General features: G+C 71.4%; 16 protein-coding genes and 1 riboswitch. Of the genes, 2 read left to right on the forward strand and 14 right to left on the reverse strand.

The annotated features are described in order from the left end of the window. Nucleotides 1-6 precede the first annotated feature (6 nt). The 8 genes from ACFWUY_RS06740 to dhaK form a co-directional block, all read right to left on the reverse strand. The gene (locus ACFWUY_RS06740) at nucleotides 7-2,022 is read right to left on the reverse strand and encodes an FAD-dependent oxidoreductase (RefSeq protein WP_384102798.1); all 2,016 of its coding nucleotides are present in this window, start codon (nucleotides 2,020-2,022) and stop codon (nucleotides 7-9) included. A 95-nt stretch (nucleotides 2,023-2,117) separates the two neighbouring features. Then, a complete protein-coding gene (locus tag ACFWUY_RS06745) occupies nucleotides 2,118-2,996 on the reverse strand; it encodes an energy-coupling factor ABC transporter ATP-binding protein (protein WP_384102800.1) in 879 nt (292 codons plus the stop codon). Beyond that, nucleotides 2,993-3,742, reverse strand: coding sequence for a cobalt ECF transporter T component CbiQ (cbiQ, locus tag ACFWUY_RS06750; RefSeq protein WP_384102802.1), 750 nt, complete (start codon nucleotides 3,740-3,742; stop codon nucleotides 2,993-2,995). Before cbiQ ends, ACFWUY_RS06745 begins: the two co-directional genes overlap by 4 nt. 6 nt (nucleotides 3,743-3,748) lie before the next feature. Then, entirely contained in the window at nucleotides 3,749-4,159 is a 411-nt protein-coding gene (locus ACFWUY_RS06755; RefSeq protein WP_384102804.1) for an energy-coupling factor ABC transporter substrate-binding protein, read from the reverse strand. Beyond that, nucleotides 4,159-4,854: an energy-coupling factor ABC transporter permease gene (locus ACFWUY_RS06760; protein ID WP_384102806.1), complete on the reverse strand. Its 696-nt coding sequence runs from the start codon at nucleotides 4,852-4,854 to the stop codon at nucleotides 4,159-4,161. The genes ACFWUY_RS06755 and ACFWUY_RS06760 overlap by 1 nt, the downstream gene beginning before the upstream one ends. A 28-nt stretch (nucleotides 4,855-4,882) precedes the next feature. Continuing rightward, nucleotides 4,883-5,117: riboswitch (cobalamin riboswitch) on the reverse strand. A 37-nt stretch (nucleotides 5,118-5,154) separates the two neighbouring features. Next, nucleotides 5,155-5,565: a PTS-dependent dihydroxyacetone kinase phosphotransferase subunit DhaM gene (locus ACFWUY_RS06765; protein ID WP_384102808.1), complete on the reverse strand. Its 411-nt coding sequence runs from the start codon at nucleotides 5,563-5,565 to the stop codon at nucleotides 5,155-5,157. Further along, complete coding sequence (gene dhaL, locus ACFWUY_RS06770; RefSeq protein WP_384102810.1) at nucleotides 5,562-6,182, reverse strand: dihydroxyacetone kinase subunit DhaL; 621 nt, start codon at nucleotides 6,180-6,182, stop codon at nucleotides 5,562-5,564. Before dhaL ends, ACFWUY_RS06765 begins: the two co-directional genes overlap by 4 nt. A gap of 26 nt (nucleotides 6,183-6,208) precedes the next feature. Next, entirely contained in the window at nucleotides 6,209-7,201 is a 993-nt protein-coding gene (dhaK, locus tag ACFWUY_RS06775; RefSeq protein WP_384102812.1) for a dihydroxyacetone kinase subunit DhaK, read from the reverse strand. 472 nt (nucleotides 7,202-7,673) lie between these two features. Here dhaK and ACFWUY_RS06780 point away from each other — a divergent pair, with 472 nt between their 5' ends. Then, entirely contained in the window at nucleotides 7,674-8,474 is an 801-nt protein-coding gene (locus ACFWUY_RS06780; protein WP_384102814.1) for a tyrosine-type recombinase/integrase, read from the forward strand. Nucleotides 8,475-9,245: 771 nt separating this feature from the next. On the opposite strand, the gene ACFWUY_RS06785 is transcribed toward ACFWUY_RS06780, so the two are convergent. From ACFWUY_RS06785 to ACFWUY_RS06810, 6 genes are all read right to left on the reverse strand, one after another. Further along, entirely contained in the window at nucleotides 9,246-11,123 is a 1,878-nt protein-coding gene (locus tag ACFWUY_RS06785; RefSeq protein ID WP_384102816.1) for a potassium channel family protein, read from the reverse strand. Between the two features lie 82 nt (nucleotides 11,124-11,205). Then, the gene (locus ACFWUY_RS06790) at nucleotides 11,206-11,448 is read right to left on the reverse strand and encodes a hypothetical protein (protein WP_384102818.1); all 243 of its coding nucleotides are present in this window, start codon (nucleotides 11,446-11,448) and stop codon (nucleotides 11,206-11,208) included. A gap of 203 nt (nucleotides 11,449-11,651) precedes the next feature. Continuing rightward, nucleotides 11,652-12,197, reverse strand: a complete 546-nt coding sequence (locus ACFWUY_RS06795) for a hypothetical protein (RefSeq protein ID WP_384102821.1) — start codon at nucleotides 12,195-12,197, stop codon at nucleotides 11,652-11,654. 20 nt (nucleotides 12,198-12,217) lie between these two features. Next, nucleotides 12,218-13,648 (reverse strand): flotillin family protein, encoded by a 1,431-nt coding sequence (locus ACFWUY_RS06800; RefSeq protein ID WP_384102823.1) that lies wholly within the window; start codon nucleotides 13,646-13,648, stop codon nucleotides 12,218-12,220. Between the two features lie 79 nt (nucleotides 13,649-13,727). Further along, nucleotides 13,728-14,234, reverse strand: a complete 507-nt coding sequence (locus tag ACFWUY_RS06805) for a hypothetical protein (RefSeq protein WP_384102825.1) — start codon at nucleotides 14,232-14,234, stop codon at nucleotides 13,728-13,730. A gap of 102 nt (nucleotides 14,235-14,336) precedes the next feature. Then, nucleotides 14,337-14,801 (reverse strand): alpha/beta fold hydrolase, encoded by a 465-nt coding sequence (locus tag ACFWUY_RS06810; RefSeq protein WP_384102827.1) that lies wholly within the window; start codon nucleotides 14,799-14,801, stop codon nucleotides 14,337-14,339. A gap of 122 nt (nucleotides 14,802-14,923) precedes the next feature. On the opposite strand from ACFWUY_RS06810, the gene ACFWUY_RS06815 reads away from it, so the two are divergent. After that, nucleotides 14,924-16,379, forward strand: a 1,456-nt coding sequence (locus ACFWUY_RS06815; protein WP_384102829.1) for a TrkH family potassium uptake protein, incomplete at its 3' end; no start/stop codon positions are given.

The raw sequence follows: 16,379 nt of genomic DNA on the forward strand, positions 1-16,379 counted from the left end.
CGGCGATCACAGCGTCGCCGCGAGCCGGGTGCCCTGGTCGATGGCCCGCTTGGCGTCCAGCTCGGCGGCGACGTCCGCACCGCCGATCAGGTGCGTCACACGGCCCGCCGCCACCAGCTCCTCGTAGAGGTCCCGGCGCGGGTCCTGGCCCGCGCAGAGCACGACGGTGTCGACCGGAAGCAGCTGCGCCTCGCCGTCGATCGTGACGTGCAGGCCCTCGTCGTCGATCCGGTCGTACGACACGCCCGCCACCATGGCCACGCCCCGGTGCTTGAGCTCGGTGCGGTGGATCCACCCGGTCGTCTTGCCGAGACCGGCGCCGACCTTGGTGGTCTTGCGCTGGAGCAGGTGCACCTGGCGCGGCGGCGCGTTCCGCTCGGGCGCGCGCAGGCCTCCCCGGTTCTCGTACGAGGTGTCCACGCCCCACTGGCGGAAGTACGTCTCGGGGTCCTGGCTCGCGCCCTCCCCGCCGTCCGTGAGGAACTCGGCGACGTCGAAGCCGATGCCGCCCGCGCCGATGATCGCGACCCGCTCGCCGACCGGCGCGCCGTCCCGCAGCACGTCCAGGTAGCTGAGGACGCTCGGGTGGTCGACGCCGGGGATGGCGGGCGTACGGGGCGAGACGCCGGTGGCGACGACGACCTCGTCGTAACCGTCGAGGTCACCCGCCGCGACCCGGGTGTTCAGGCGCACCTCGACACCGTGCTCGGCGAGCTGCACGCGGAAGTAGCGGAGCGTCTCGTCGAACTCGTCCTTGCCCGGCACCCGCTTGGCGATGTTCAGCTGGCCGCCGATCTCGGCGGCGGCGTCGAAGAGGGTCACGGCGTGGCCGCGCTCGGCCGCCGACACCGCGCAGGAGAGGCCGGCCGGGCCCGCGCCGACGACGGCGATCCGCTTGGCGCGGCGGGTGGGGGAGAGGACCAGCTCGGTCTCGTGGCAGGCGCGCGGGTTGACCAGGCAGGAGGTGATCTTCAGGTTGAAGGTGTGGTCGAGGCAGGCCTGGTTGCAGCCGATGCAGGTGTTGATGGTGTCGGCACGGTCGGCCGTGGCCTTGGCGACGAAGTCGGGGTCGGCGAGGAAGGGGCGGGCGAGCGAGACGAGGTCGGCGCGGCCGTCGGCGAGGATCTCCTCGGCGACCTCGGGGGTGTTGATGCGGTTGCTGGTGACGAGCGGTACGGAGACCGCGCCCATCAGCTTCTTCGTCACCCAGGTGTAGGCGCCGCGCGGCACGGAGGTGGCGATGGTGGGGATGCGCGCCTCGTGCCAGCCGATGCCGGTGTTGATGATGGTGGCGCCCGCGGCCTCGATCTCCTTGGCCAGCCGGACGACCTCCTCCAGGGTGGAGCCGCCGGGGACGAGGTCCAGCATGGAGAGGCGGTAGACGAGGATGAAGTCCTCGCCCACGCGCTCGCGGATGCGGCGGACGATCTCCAGCGGGAAGCGGACGCGGTTCTCGTAGGAGCCGCCCCACCGGTCGGTGCGCTGATTGGTGGCGGCGGCGATGAACTCGTTGATGAGGTAGCCCTCGGAGCCCATCACCTCGACGCCGTCGTACCCGGCCTCCTTGGCGAGTTCGGCGCAGCGCGCGTAGTCCTCGACGGTCTGCTCGACCTCGGCGTCGGTCAGCTCGTTCGGTACGAAGGGGCTGATCGGGGCCTTGATCGCGCTGGGTGCGACGAGGGCGGGGTGGTACGCGTACCGGCCGAAGTGCAGGATCTGCATCGCGATCCGGCCGCCCGCCTCGTGCACGGCGCCGGTGATCAGCCGGTGCTCGGCGACCTCCTCGGCGGTGGTGAGCTTGGCCCCGCCGTCCCACGGGCGGCCGGCGTCGTTGGGCGCGATGCCGCCGGTGACGATGAGGCCGACGCCACCGCGGGCGCGCTCGGCGTAGAAGGCGGCCATGCGCTCGAAGCCGTGCTCGGCCTCTTCGAGACCGACGTGCATCGATCCCATGATCACCCGGTTGGGCAGGGTGGTGAACCCGAGGTCGAGCGGGCTCAGCAGATGCGGGTACGGGGTCATGAGGGCGCCTCCTCGCGCAGGAACGTCGACCTCAGTTGTAGGGGACCCCTTCCCGTTGTGCAACTAGTTGCAGAAGATCTGGGACGTGATGTCCACTACTCGGTGGCGACGGCTTCCGCGGCCGTCCCCAGCCACGCGTCCAGGTCCTCCGGCGTCCGCGGCTCCGCTGCCCCGGCCCCGAGCAGTCCGCGTGCCCGCAGCAGCCGGGCCACGGCCGTGCCCCAGGGACGTCGCAGCCCGGCCGCGTCGAGCAGCGCGTCGTCCGCGAGGAGCTCGGCCACCGGGCCGGTGCGCAGGCCGGCCGGGGAGAGCACCGCCGCCTCGTCCGCCCAGCGCAGCGCCAGGTCCACGTCGTGCGTCGCCATCAGCACCGTCGTACCGGCCGCCCGGAGCCGCCCGAGCGCGTCGAGCAGCCGTTCCTGCCCGTGCGGGTCGAGCCCGGCCGTCGGCTCGTCCATGATCAGGACCCGGGGCCGCATCGCCACGGCGCCCGCGATCGCGGCCCGCTTGCGCTGCCCGTACGACAGCAGATGCGTCGGCCGGTCCGCGAGCGCCGTGATGTCCAGGGCCTCCAGGGCCTCCGCCACCCGGAGCCGTACCTCCTCCTCCGGCAGCCCCAGGTTCATCGGGCCGAACGACACGTCCTGCGCCACCGAGGCGGCGAACAGCTGGTCGTCCGGATCCTGCACCACCAGCTGCACGGTGGTCCGCAGCCGGGTCAGTCCCCTCCGGTCGTACGCCACCTCCGCCCCGTCCAGGAGCAGCGACCCGCTCCCGCACCGCAGCCCGCCGCTGAGCAGCCGCAGCAGGGTCGTCTTGCCACTGCCGTTGCGGCCGAGCAGCGCGACCGCGCGCCCCTCCGCCACCGGGAAGTCCACGCCGGACAGGACCGCGGGCCCGTCCTCGTACGAGAAGCCCGCGTTCACCAGCTCCACCACGGGAGCCGGAAGGGAGGGGACCGTCGTGGACGTCACGGGAGAAGCCTTTCCAGTACGAGGGTGAGCACGACGAGCCCCGTCAGGAGCACGCCCGTCGCGGCGAGGAACCGGCGGGACGGCGCGCACGCGGGCACGAGCACCCGCAGCGTCCCGTCGTACCCCCGCCCGGCGAGCCCCGACTGCAGGCGCTGCGCCCGGTCGAAGGCCCGCACGAACGTGGTCGCGCCGAGCCCCGCGAGCGAACGCCAGGTCGCGGCCCGGGTGGTGTGCCCGAGCCGGGCCGCCTGCGCCTGCCGGATCTTGGACAGCGAGTCGAGGAGCAGGAAGATGATCCGGTACATCACGAGGGCCACGTCCACCACGGGCGCCGGCACCCCGGCCCGGACCAGCCGGGGAAGGACGTCGGAGACCGGCGTGGTGAACGCGAACAGCAGCACCCCGAGCGAGGCCGACGCGGTCCGCAGCAGCAGCTCGACCGCCTGCGCCGGACCGCCCGGGGCGAACGCGACCGCGCCCCGGGCACCGCCCACCTCGAACAGCAGCGGAATCGCACCCGTGACACAGAACCCGAGCGGGACGCGGAACGCCCGCCACAGCGCCCGTCCCGGCACACCGGCCGGGCCGAGCAGCACCCCGAGCGTGACCGCGGCCACGAGCGGCGCGCCCGGCCACGGCGGCAGAGAGACCGCGCACAGGGTCAGACCGAAGCCGAGCAGCGCCTTCTCGGCGGGATGACGGCGGCGCCAGCGACTGCTGTGCGCCGCCGCGTCGATCGGCAGCATCGGCGGCTACGCGCCCGGCTCGCCGGGGCCCCCGGGGGAGCCCCCGTCCGGCGAGGCCTTCCTTTCGGCCGCCACGCTGCCCGTACCGTGAGGGGCCTTCACCCCGGCCGCCTCCGCCAGGGCCGCCCCCTGCCTGCGGCCTCGCCGCAGGCCGAAGTAGTACGCCAGGACGCCGGCACCCAGCGCGGCCTGGAGGGAGAACAGCGCGGACTCGATCTCCCCGGACGGCGGCTCGTACAAGGGGCTGAACCACGGCTCGTAGTCCGGGTGGAGCTCCGTGATCGCGGTCTCCGCCTCCCCGTCCGCCCCCGTGAACGGCTCCTCCTTGTGGTCCCCGAGCCCCAGCGCGAGCGGCAGTACCGCGAGCGCCGCGACGACGAGCAGCAGCAGGGCGTTGATCCTCGCGTTCCGGCTCATCACGCGGTCGCCTCCTTGCGTCGCTCCGCCGTGCGTCCGCCGAGGACACCGAGCCGGGTCAGTTCGCCCTTGCTGGACTGCGTGAGCAACCGCATCACGAGCACGGTGAGCAGGCCCTCGCTGACAGCCAGGGGGAGCTGCGTCACGGCGAAGATCCCGCCGAACTTGGCGAGCGCCCCGGGCACACCGCTGCCCGGGTCCGGGAAGGCGAGCGCCAGCTGCACGCTGGTCACGCAGTACGTGGACAGGTCGGCGACGAACGCGCCGAAGAAGACGGCGACCATCAGCGGCGCACCGAACCGGCGCAGCAGCAGGTACGTCCCGTATCCCGCCCAGGGCCCGACGATCGCCATCGAGAAGACGTTCGCACCGAGCGTGGTCAGCCCGCCGTGGGCGAGCAGCAGGGCCTGGAACAGCAGGGTGATCGTCCCGAGGACCGCCATGATCGGCGGCCGGAACAGGATCGCACCCAGACCCGTACCGGTCGGATGCGAACAACTGCCCGTCACGGACGGCAGCTTGAGCGCCGAGAGGACGAAGGTGAAGGCGCCCGAAGCGCCGAGCAGAAGCGTGGACTCGGGGTTCGACCGTACTTCACGGGTCAGCGCGCGGACCCCGTGGACGACGAACGGCGCGGACGCGACGCCCCAGGCGGCCGCGTGCACAGGGGGTAGGTACCCCTCGGCTATATGCATGGTTGGGAGACCCTCTCCAGCACCTCGTGGATGGACAACGCACCCTGGCCGGTCTCCTGGCTGACGGTCATACGCCCGACTCCGCCTTCCCACACCACGACGGTCTCCCGTCGCGGTCCAGTGGCTTCCCCGAGGGCGTTCCCCGCGGGGGTGGAGCCGGACATCCCGATCACAGTGGCGAGGGCCGCACCGGTACTGCACCGGTTTCCCGTACACCAAGGCGCTGTGACACTAGTGCGTTGACCAGGTACATCACAACACGACGGCCACCCTGTGCGGCTTCTCACTCACTCCGCGCAGTCACTCCTTGCGGTAGGCGTACGCCTCCGAGGCCGCCGCCGTCACCGCGTCGATGTCCCCTCCCGCGCTCGCCGTGACCAGCGCGGCGACCGCGCCCTCGACGAACGGCGCGTCCACCAGACGGGAGCCCTCGGGAAGCTCGTCGCCCTCGGCGAGCAGCGCCTTCACGGTGAGCACCGCGCTCCCCAGATCGACCAGGATCGCCACGCCCGCGCCCCGGTCCACGTCCCTCGCCGCCTGGCGGATCAGCTCGGAACTCGTCCCCAGGCCGCCGTCCGGGGCCCCGCCGGCCGGGAGGACCGGCGCCAGGTCACCGCCGCCGGAAAGCCCCCGGGCCAGCTCGGCCACGGCCGTCGCGACGGCGGCACTGTGCGAGACGAGCACGATGCCGACGCGGGTCCCGGCACTCACGACGCCCCCTCCCCACGGGCGGCCTCGTCGAGCGCGGCGAACAGCAGCGCGGAGGACGTGGCCCCCGGATCCTGGTGCCCCACCGACCGCTCGCCCAGATAACTGGCCCTGCCCTTCCGCGCCCGCAGGGGTACGGTCCCGAGGGCGCCCTCCTCGGCGGCGGCGCGGCCCGCCCCGAACGACGCCCGCAGCCCCTCCACGGCCGGAACGAGCGCGTCCAGCATCGTCTTGTCGCCCACCTGGGCACCGCCCAGCTGCGACACGGCGGCCACTCCGGATCCGAGGGCCTCCGCCAGCTGCTCCCGGCTGATCCGGTCCCCGTCGCCCAGCGCCTTGCCGGTACGGCGCAGCAGCGTGCCGTACAGAGGTCCCGACGCGCCGCCCACGGTGGAGATCAGCTGCCGTCCGGCCGTGGTGAGCACCGCGCCGGGCGTCGCCGGCGGCTCCTTGGCGAGGGTCTCCGAGACGGCGGCGAACCCCCGTTTCAGATTCGCGCCGTGGTCGGCGTCGCCGATGGCCGAGTCAAGCTCGGTGAGCCGGTCCGCCTCGCGGTCGACGGCCTCGGCCACCGCGGCCAGCCACCGCACCAGGAAGTCCGCGCCGAAGGTCTCCGTCATTCCGGTCCCCTCTCCCATCCCTCGTCTCACCTGCCCCAGCGCAGCGCGGGCGTCTGTACGGGCGCGTCCCACAGGCGAAGGAGGTCTTCGTCCACTTCGCACAGGGTCACCGAGCAGCCGGCCATGTCGAGCGAGGTCACGTAGTTCCCGACGAGAGTACGGGCGACCGGCACCCGCCGCTCGCCGAGCACACGCTGCACCTCCGCGTTGAAGCCGTACAGCTCCAGGAGCGGGGTGGCGCCCATCCCGTTCACCAGCGCGATCACCGGCCCGGACGGGCGGAGGTCCTCGACGACGACGTCGACGGCGAAGTCCGCGATCTCCCGGGAGGTCATCATCGGCCGCCGCTCACGCCCCGGTTCGCCGTGGATCCCGATGCCCAACTCCAGTTCGCCCGCGGGGAGATCGAAGGTGGGGCTGCCCTTGGCGGGGGTGGTGCAGGCGCTCAGGGCCACGCCGAAGGACCGGCAGCGCCCGTTGACCCGACGGGCGATCGCCTCCACCCGCTCGAGGGGCGCGCCCTCCTCGGCGGCGGCGCCCGCGATCTTCTCCACGAAGAGCGTGCCGCCGGTCCCTCGCCGGCCGGCGGTGTACAGACTGTCCGTGACGGCGACGTCGTCGTCGACGAGGACCTTGGCGACCTGGATGCCCTCGTCCTCCGCGAGCTCCGCCGCCATCTCGAAGTTGAGCACGTCCCCGGTGTAGTTCTTGACGACGAACAACACCCCGGCCCCACTGTCGACGGCAGCCGCGGCCCGCACCATCTGATCGGGCACCGGGGAGGTGAACACCTCCCCGGGGCACGCGGCCGCCAGCATCCCGGGCCCCACGAACCCTCCGTGCAAGGGCTCGTGCCCGGATCCGCCTCCGGAGACCAGCGCGACCTTCCCCGCCACGGGCGCGTCCCGCCGCACCACGACCCGCTGCTCCACGTCCACGGTGAGCTCGGGATGAGCGGCCGCCATCCCCCGCAGCGCGTCGGCGACGACGGTCTCGGGAACGTTGATGAGCATCCTCATGGATACCTCCGGGTGAGATTGACAGGTAAGCCACTGGACAGGGCTTTTGCAGGTCAGAGCAGGCGCGCCGAATTGTTGATCTTGGCGGTTCATGGCGCTGGAGGGCTGCTTCCAGCGGTACTGATGCTGACTGAACGCTGACTTCCGTGATGGAGTGTCAGGTTTGAGTCGCCAGGACGAGCTTTGCGAATGCGCATCACGGCGCAATTATCGGTGCACGGATGTGAGCGCGCACTGGTGCGCCACCGGTCGGATCCGGACGATCTCGATCCCAGGGCGCTCCGAGGCCGGGAGGCGCGGGGCCAGGCGTCGGAGGGGCCATGGCAATGTGGGCGTCTTCACGGATACCGGATCACGGATGCCGCACCGGTGCCAGGCGGGACGAGAAGGCGGGTTGGGCCCGGGCGGGTCACGGTCGGGGCTGTGAGGTGGGCGAGTCGACCAGCGAGGGTTTCGCCTCGCCGTGGCTCGGGTGCGAGATCGCAAGGGCCTGGCTTGGAAGAGCGTCCTCGCCAAGGTGGGCGCGAGCTTCCTGGACAAGGTGGAGAGCGACGGGGTCGGCCATGGAAACCAGGTGAACATCTTCCAGATCCTCAAGACCATCCTGCGAGGCGCGTATGCCAAGGGGGCCATGGTGGACGATCCGGTGAAGGGCGTCCAGGAACCGGAATACGTGCGGGGAACGGTCGCCATCCCGTCTCTCGCCTATGTGAAGCAGGCGCTGGCTGTTGCCGACGAGGACCTGGCGCTGGAGATCGTCCTGATGACGGGATGCGGCCTGCGCAACGGTGAGGCGCGGGCGGTGAACATCAACAATGTCGTGGCGCAGGACGTGTACCGGGTGCGGGAGCAGATCCGTTCCAACACGCTGAAGCCGGCGAAGCTGAAGCACCGCAAGGCGGGGGAGTTCCGGGAAGTGCCCCTGCCGCGGTCGGTGCGAGAGGCGATCGAGCGCTACGCGGAGAAGCACGGCACCACGAAGGACGGCTACCTGCTGCGCGGCCCCGGCGGCTACTTCACCGAGGGCATGGAGCGGCGCAGGGTGAGGAAGCTCTTCGCGGATCTCCCGCCGGAGGCGGGGGTGGGCATGTACGGCTTCCGGCACTACTTCGCCTCGAACGCCCTCGGCAACGGCATTCCCATCACCGACGTAGCCGAATGGATGGGCCACAAGTCCATCGAGGAGACCTACCGCACCTACCGGCACCTGATGCCGGGCAGCATCACCAAAGCGGCCCGGATCCTCGACGCCGGGCTTTGGGAAGCAGCTTGAGGGATGGGTAGAGCAACACATGGCCTTTGAGGTGGGCGAGAGATCTTCTTGAAGTCGTCACCCTTGACGCGCTGACCTGCAGGCATGGCTGTATGAGCCGTGCTGACCAGCGACTTTGCTCGTTTTCGGGGCTTCCAGGGTGACACCGTTTTACGCGGTCGATTCTCCCCAGCGAGAGCCGCTCCGGAGGGCGGCTGGTCGGGGAGGGCGCGCAGCGCGGAACCTGCCCGTTGCGTCAGGCTACGTGGCGTAGCCGGTGAGGGCGCCGACGCTACGCCGAGGCCCTGCTCTCGACCTCGAAGCTGTCCACTCCGTCGTCCCCCTCGCCCGATGGCTCGGTCGCTCCAGCCCGACCATCACCTGCAACCGCTACGCCTACCTCCTGGCGGACGTCGACGGGTTGCTTGGCGTGATCCCTGAATACGTTCCAGAGGGGGGCTTCCCCTTACGCGTGGACACCGTTTGCTGTGCGGCGGTGGGTCAGCGTAGTTGATTGTTTTGCGAAGCCACCATCGACGCCTACGGCGCCGACATCATCCCGTTGTTCCGCTGAGCGGTGCCGGAGAGGCGACGGGGCGGCCGGGGAGTGCCGGCCGCCCCTGGGCGTGGCTCACGCCCACTGAGCCTTTTCCAACCTGAAGCACCTGCCAGTCGGAGGGCCCCGCAGCAGCTCCCCGGAGGCGCCAGTCAACTGATGAAGGCCTGGCCAGGAGCCCGTGCTGGACTCGGGTAGCCGATCAACGACAGTGCGGATGCCAGGTTGGAAAAGGCTTACGGTGTGGCAGGTCGAGGCTGTGTTGAGGTGTCCAGGAGTTCGGCGAGGCCGCGACGGGTGGCGGCGATGACGACGCGGTCCTCGGGGTGTAGGACGTAGCCGGGGTGCAGGTCCCACAGGAGCTGGGGTTCGTCGCCTTCCTGGTGCGCGGAGGCGAGGTCGGGGCGGCGGGCGTCCGGCGAGGCGGTGTCGAGCGCGAGGACGCGCCAGGCCCCCGGGCGGAAGGCATCGGAGACCGTACGGCCCTCGAACTGGGGGTGCCCTGCCACGAGAAGGGCGGCGAAGAGCAGCACCCTGCGTTCGACGGGGATGGCGCCGAGGATCTGGCGGCCCATCATGGCTCCGGCGAAGGCGGGCGCGGCCAGGTGGGAGACGCTGCGGCTGCGGGTGAGGGCCTCGGGGTGGGCGGTGCGCAGAGTGCGGTGGACGGCGGTGGCGAAGTCGTCGTCGTACAGGCGCAAGGCCACCCGCAGGTCGGACTTCACCGTACGGGCGTAGAGCGTGGCCTCCAGGTTGGTCGTGTCGGAGCTGGTGAGGGCGAGCAGGGCGTGCGCCCGATGGGTTTTGGCGGCCTCCAGGACGCCCTCCTCGGTGACGTCGCCGAGAACGACGGGGACGCCGAGGCCGCGGGCGAGTGGGATGCCCCGGGCGTCGGGGTCCTCCTCGACGCAGACGACGGGGATGTCCAACTCCCGGAGCCGGGTCAGGACACGACTGCCGATCTTGCCGAGACCCAGCAGGACGACGTGCCCGGACAGCCCGCGCGGCGGGCGGCGCAGCGCACCGGCGGCGCGGAAGGTGCCGAGCGCCTCCAGCGCGCCGGCGACGAGGAGGGGGAGCAGGGCGAGGCCGACGAGGCCGGTCAGGAGTTGGAGGATCTGGCGAGTGGTCGACTCCTCGACTGCGGGGTCGTTGATCGAGAACAGGTCGAGCAGCGTGAGGTACGCGGCGTGCACGGGGTCGGCGTCGGTGAGCAGCGTGGTGGTGAGCGTCAATGCGAGGACGCCGCCGACGATGCCGGTGAGTGCCCACCGCAGGCGGGCGGAGAAGAGGTCGCGCAACGGCAACCCCCGACGGGCCAGGCGCCGGGAGGAGAGGGCGGGACCGGCGTAGCGGACGGTCTCCAGGACGACGCTCCCGCGTCCGGCGGCGTTCGCCACGGCCTCGTCGTCGGGGAGGAGGAGAGGCGCCTGGGGGCCACTGGTGTCCGAGCCCTCGGCGCCCGCCGGGTCGCTGGTGGTGGACGACAGGAGCGCGAGGGTGCACAGGCCCGGGTCTGGTACCTGGCCGCTTACGGGCGGAGCGTGCTCGGCGGCGCGCAGCAGTACGCCGTCGGCCTGGACGACCTTGCTCGTCCCGGCGACGGCGGTGGCGGCGAGCGCGGGGGCCGCCGTGTCCGCGTCGGACAGGACGGTGGTGGACGCGTCGAGCAGGGCCCGGTCGGCCCCGGGCGCGGTCAGGAGGGCGGCTTGGTCGAGGAGTTCCTCCAGGTGCTGCCCGAGCTTGCGGTTGTACATGCGGACCACGAGCCGCAGCCCCGGGCTGAGGCGGCGGGCGGCGAGCGCGGCGCGGAGGTTCGTCTCGTCGTCCTCGTACAGCAGGGCCAGGGCCGCGGCCCGGTCCACCCCGGCCCGCAGCAGCGCCGCCTCCGAGGGAGAAGACGATGTGACGTCCTGCGGGGGCGGGGGTGTGCCGCCGGGGACGGAGCTGTCGGGACGGCGCAGAAGTCGCGCCGCGCGGGACACTACGGCGATGGGCTCCGTCTCCTCGGCGTGCTCACCGGAGGGAGCGACGAGGACGACCCGCTGTCGGTAGACCTCGCGCAGTTCGGCGGCGAGCCGGAGCGCCAGTGCATCGTCACCGCAGACCACCATGTGGCCACTGTCCTGTGGTTCTCCGGATCCCTGGTGCGGTAGCGCGATCACGATTCCCCCGTGTCGAGGCGGACCCGCCTGATCAGGCGGGCGGGTCAAGCGTCGCTCGCTTCTCCCTCGGTGCGCGTCCCGTCCGGGTGCAGGAGGCCAGGGTTCGTACCAGCGCGATGAGGCAGACGAACGCGACGAATCCCGCGCTGATGCGCGTCCATGACGGGGTGGCGCTGCTCAGGGCAGTCCATCCGTGTGCCAGGAGGCACAGGATCAGCCATCCTGGGCTTTCCAGGAAGTCGCGTCTCGCGTTGCGCGTCAGCACGGTGTTCATCTGTCCTTCTCGGGGCTTCTCACCTGTAGGTCTTCTGGACGCGTGGGGCTCACCGTCGTGCCTGCTGCCGCAGACACCGGCGGCTCAGGCTCAGGTAGGCGCCGAGTGCCGCAGCCCATGGAGTCCAGAGTGCGATGAAGGTGCTGAGACGTGCGTCTCCGCCGTGCGGGACCAGCGTCACGTGCCGCAGTGAGAGACGGGGGTCATGATCGGCCGGCCTGGGAGTCCAGCTTTCCGAAGAGGAGCGTCAGGCCGCCGCCGCCCGCCGCGAAGAGACCGAACGCCGCGAACGCGATTCGCTGGTCGTCCTTGCGCAGCTCCTCGTACTGGCTTCTGCTGATCGGGACGCGCTCGCGGTCGGGGTCGGAGGTGTCGATCGCGGAGTAGTGCCCCCGAACGGTCTCGACGCGTTGGAGCCCCGAGTCGTCCCAGAACATTCCGGTGACCAGGAATGCCCCGGCGAGACCCGCACCCACGAGCACCGCCCGGACTCGCCGGGGCAGGGCGCGCAGGGCGCGCCACTGGTTCGCTTTGTTGCTCGCGAAGCGCATGTCCCGGAGTCCGACGGCGATGGCGCGGACGAGCGTCGCCAGATGGAGGGGCACCAGTAGGGCGATGCCGATTCCGAGGAGGAGCCACTCGTCGGCGAACGGGGGCAGGAACGGGACGGCGGCGAGGACCGCGGCGAGAAGCCCCGCGAGGGAGAGGGCGAGTTGCGCCCCTGCGTGCATCGTGAAGCTGGTTCTCACCGCGTTCTCCTGCTCTCGTCCTAGTCGGTGATCTCGATGGCGCCGTCGCCGGTCGGCACGGGCTGCGACGGACCGGGGGCCGCCTTCTTCTGGGTGATGCCCTGGAGCAGGGACGCGAGGTCGACCCCCGTCGTGGAGCTGAGGAGCTCCATGCCCTGGGCGACGTTGTCGACGACCGTCCGGGACAGCTGGCTCGCCCCGTCGGTGGAGATGACGGTCATCTTGTCGATGGCGGACAGCGGTTCGGACGCCTTGGCGACGACCTGCGGCAGGACCTCGACGAGCATCTGGAGGACGGCCGCGTCCCCGTACTGCGCGAAGGCGTCGGCCTTCTTCCGCATCGCCTCGGCCTCCGCGGAGCCCTTGGCGGCGATGGCCGCGGCCTGCGCCTCGCCCTCGATGCGCACGGCGTCGGCGAGCGCGGCGCGGTGGGCCTTCTCGCCCTCACCGGTGAGGCGGGAGCGCTGCGCGTCGGCCTCGGCCTGCTTCACCAGGGCGATGCGGCGGGCCTCGGCCTCCTGCTCGGCCTGGTAGCGGGCGGCGTCGGCGGGCTTGCGGACCTGGGTGTCGAGCTGGCGGTCCGTCAGCGCGGCCTGGCGCTCGGCGACCTTCTCCTGCTCGGTGAGGATCTGCTGCTGGCGGTCGGCCTCGGCGAGCGGGCCCGCGGCGTTCGCCTGGGCGGCGGCCTCGTCGGTCTGGGCCTTGATCTCGGCCTGCTTCAGGTAGAGGGTCCGCTGAGCGATCGCGATCTCCTCCTCCGCCTTCAGCCGGGCCTGCTCGGCGGCGCGACGGGCCACGGCCTCCGCGATGTCGGCCTCCTGCTTGGCGCGGGCGGCCTCGGGGCGGCCGAGGTCCTCGAGGTAGGAGCCCTCGGTGGTGATGTCCTGGATCTGGAAGGCGTCCAGGACCAGGCCCTGACCCGAGAGGCTGGCCTCGGCCTCCTCGGCGACCTGACCCGCGAACGCGGCGCGGTCACGGATGATGTCCTCGACCGACATCCGGCCCACGATGGAGCGCAGCGCGCCCGACAGCACCTCCTGGGTGAAGCCGACGATCCCGTCCTGCTGCATCAGGAACCGCTGCGCGGCGGCCCGGATGGAGTCCTCGGTGCCGCCGACCTTGACGATCGCGACGCCCTCCAGGTTCGCCTTCACCCCGCGCAGGGTGACCGCGCCACGGACGGCGACGGGGATGTGCCGACTGGACAGGTCGAGCGTGAACTTTTGCTGCACGAACGGGACGACGAACACACCGCCGCCGACCACGACCTTCTGGCCGCTGTTGTCGGTGAACACCCGCCCGGTGGCGGGATCGGTCGCCTGCTTGCCCCTGCGGCCGGTGATGATGAACGCCTCGCTGGGCCCGGCGACCTTGTAACGCGTGACGACGACGAGACCGAGCAGCACCAGGAGAACGACGATGCCCACCACGGCGGTGAGGACAGGGCTCATGAAGAAACCCCCTTCGATCAGAAGGAAAAAGACAGATATCGGCGCCCGGCCAGCCTTCGACCGGTGAGCATTCGTCCGGTCAGCGTTCGACCGGGCGGACGGAGACGGACGTCGGTGAGAGCACGGCCTCGACCCACACCTCGGTGCCCCGCGCGACGGGAACCGCGGCCTTCGCCGCATACTTCACCGGCTGGCCCGCGAGATACAGCAGCACCTCGCCGTACCCGCCGACGGGGATGGCCGTCACCACCGACCCGCTCGTACCGGCCAGGTCCCCTTCCCGCGGTGCGGGCGCGGAGCCGCCTTGGAGCAGCGCCCGGCTGAACCGCCAGGTCCCCCACCCCACGACGCCCCCCGCGACCGCGCCCGCACCGGCGGCGACCCCCGCCCCCGTGCCGGTCGTCCCGAGGACGATCGCCCCCGTGAAACCGAGCGCCGAGACGAACCCGGCGATCACCGGCAACGACAGAAACCCGTCAAGCCCCCCGCCGATCGAGTCGAGGACCCCCTCCAGCACCCCGTCGAAGACCAGCGAAAGGACGAGCAGCACAAGACCCGCGATGCCGAGACCAAGAAACCAGCCCATGTACGCCACCTGCCCCGTGCCTTGCTTCTCTCGTTGTTCCAGGATGGTTCCACGGAGCGGCGGGGTTGTTCACTGCCTGGTTCCGGCAGCCTTTACGCGTTCTTAATGCCGCCTGCACGCGTCCGTGAACTCGGCCACGAGGGCGGCGACGCGCTCAGGAGAGTCCTCCGGCAGGAGACGCCCGGCGCCGTCGAGAACGCGCAGATGGGTGCCGAGCCGCTGCTCGGCCGCGGGCCCCAGGCGGGCCGGGGGCAGGAAGACGTCGCGCGATCCCGCCACCACCATGTTCGGCACGCTCCTGGCGCGCGCCAGAACGGACGACGGCAAAGGCGCGGGAGCGAGGCTGCTGCGGCAGGAACTGCCCACCAACGCCATCCACCGGCTGAGCCCGTCCGGCACCGGCTCACCGGGCGACGACACGTGCCGCACGAGCCGCTCCGCCCGCGGTACTGAGGGGCGGAGCAACCAGGGCACCGTCGCGCCCAGTAGGGAGGCGCCGACCCGCAGCCGCACCAGCCCGGCCGTGGACACGAGCACACGGCCAGAGATCAGGTCGGAGCCGGGCATCGTAGGCACCCTGCCGCCCGGGCAGCAGAGGCACAGGCAGGGTGACGGCCGTTCTTGACGCGTCGCTGACTCGTCACCGGCACAAGACGTGGCGTATCCACAGGAGAGGGGGCGTCGGAACCGTGGCCACCGTCGCAGGGCACCGTGCGCGCTCGTTCTTCTCGGCGCATCCGGCCCGGACCGTGGTCCTCGCGTTCGCCGTGGTGGTGGTGGTCGGCACGGTCCTGCTGACGCTGCCGCTCGCAGCCGAGGACGGTGACGCCCCCGGTGTGCTGACCGGGCTGTTCACCTCGACCTCCGCCGTCTGTGTGACGGGTCTCGCGGTCGTGGACACGGGCACGTACTGGAGCGGCTTCGGTGAGGGCGTCATCCTGGTACTGATCCAGGTCGGCGGCTTCGGCATCATGGCCATGGCCCCACTCCTCGCCCTGCTGGTCTCGGGCCGGCTGCGCCTGCGGATGCAGCTGACGGCGCAGGCCGAGACGAAGAGCCTGGGCATCGGGGACGTACGCCGCGTCCTGCTCGGCGTCGCCGGCACCACGCTGATGGTCGAGCTGGCCGTGGCCGCCTGCCTGGCACTGCGGTTCCGCTTCGGGTACGGAAACGGGATCGGTGAAGCCGCCTACCTCGGTTTCTTCCACTCCGTGTCCGCGTTCAACAACGCCGGCTTCGGCCTCCACGCGGACAGCCTCACCCGCTACGCCCAGGACCCGTGGGTCACCCTGCCGATCGCCGTCGCCGTCGTCCTGGGCGGCATCGGCTTCCCGGTCCTGCGTGAGATGCTGCGCCACCGCAACCGGGCGCGGACCACCGGCCGGAAGAACTGGACCCTGCACACCAGGCTCACCGTCATCACTACCGTGGTGCTGCTGGTCGTCGGCACGGTACTCACAAGGCTGCTGGAGTGGACCAACCCGAACACGCTCGGTGCGCATGACATCTGGGGAAAGTTCCTCAACAGTTTCTTCCACTCGGCGATGAGCCGCACCGCGGGCTTCAACTCCCTCGACATCGGCGCCATGAACGCCTCCACCCTCCTGCTGACGTGCATGCTGATGTTCATCGGCGGCGGCAGCGCGGGCACCGCGGGCGGCATCAAGGTCACCGCCTTCGCCGTCCTGGCCGCCGCGATCCTCGCCGAGGTGCGCGGCGAGCCGAACTCCGTCGTCCTGGGCCGCCGCCTCGCCCCGCACGTGCTGCGCCAGGCCCTGACGGTGGCGCTCCTCGGCGTGGGGCTGGTCATGAGTGCCACGCTCGCCCTGCTCTCGGTGAGCAAGGCGTCCTTCGAGGCGGTGCTGTTCGAGGCCGTGTCCGCGTTCGCGACGGTGGGCCTGTCCACCGGCATCACCGCCGACCTGCCCGCCGTCGGGCAGCTCATCCTCGTCGTCCTGATGTTCATCGGACGCATCGGCCCCATCACCCTGGTCTCCGCGCTCGCGCTGCGTGAACGCACGCGACGGTACGAACTGCCCGAGGAGCGACCCGTCATTGAGCCTTTTCCAACCTCACGATGGGGTGTGGTGAAGGGCGACGACGGCCTTGATGATGTCGGTGATCCGGTTGGTGCCGCAGCGGAGC

The sequence above is a fragment of the Streptomyces sp. NPDC058664 genome (genome assembly GCF_042716635.1).
GTDB lineage: Bacteria > Actinomycetota > Actinomycetes > Streptomycetales > Streptomycetaceae > Streptomyces.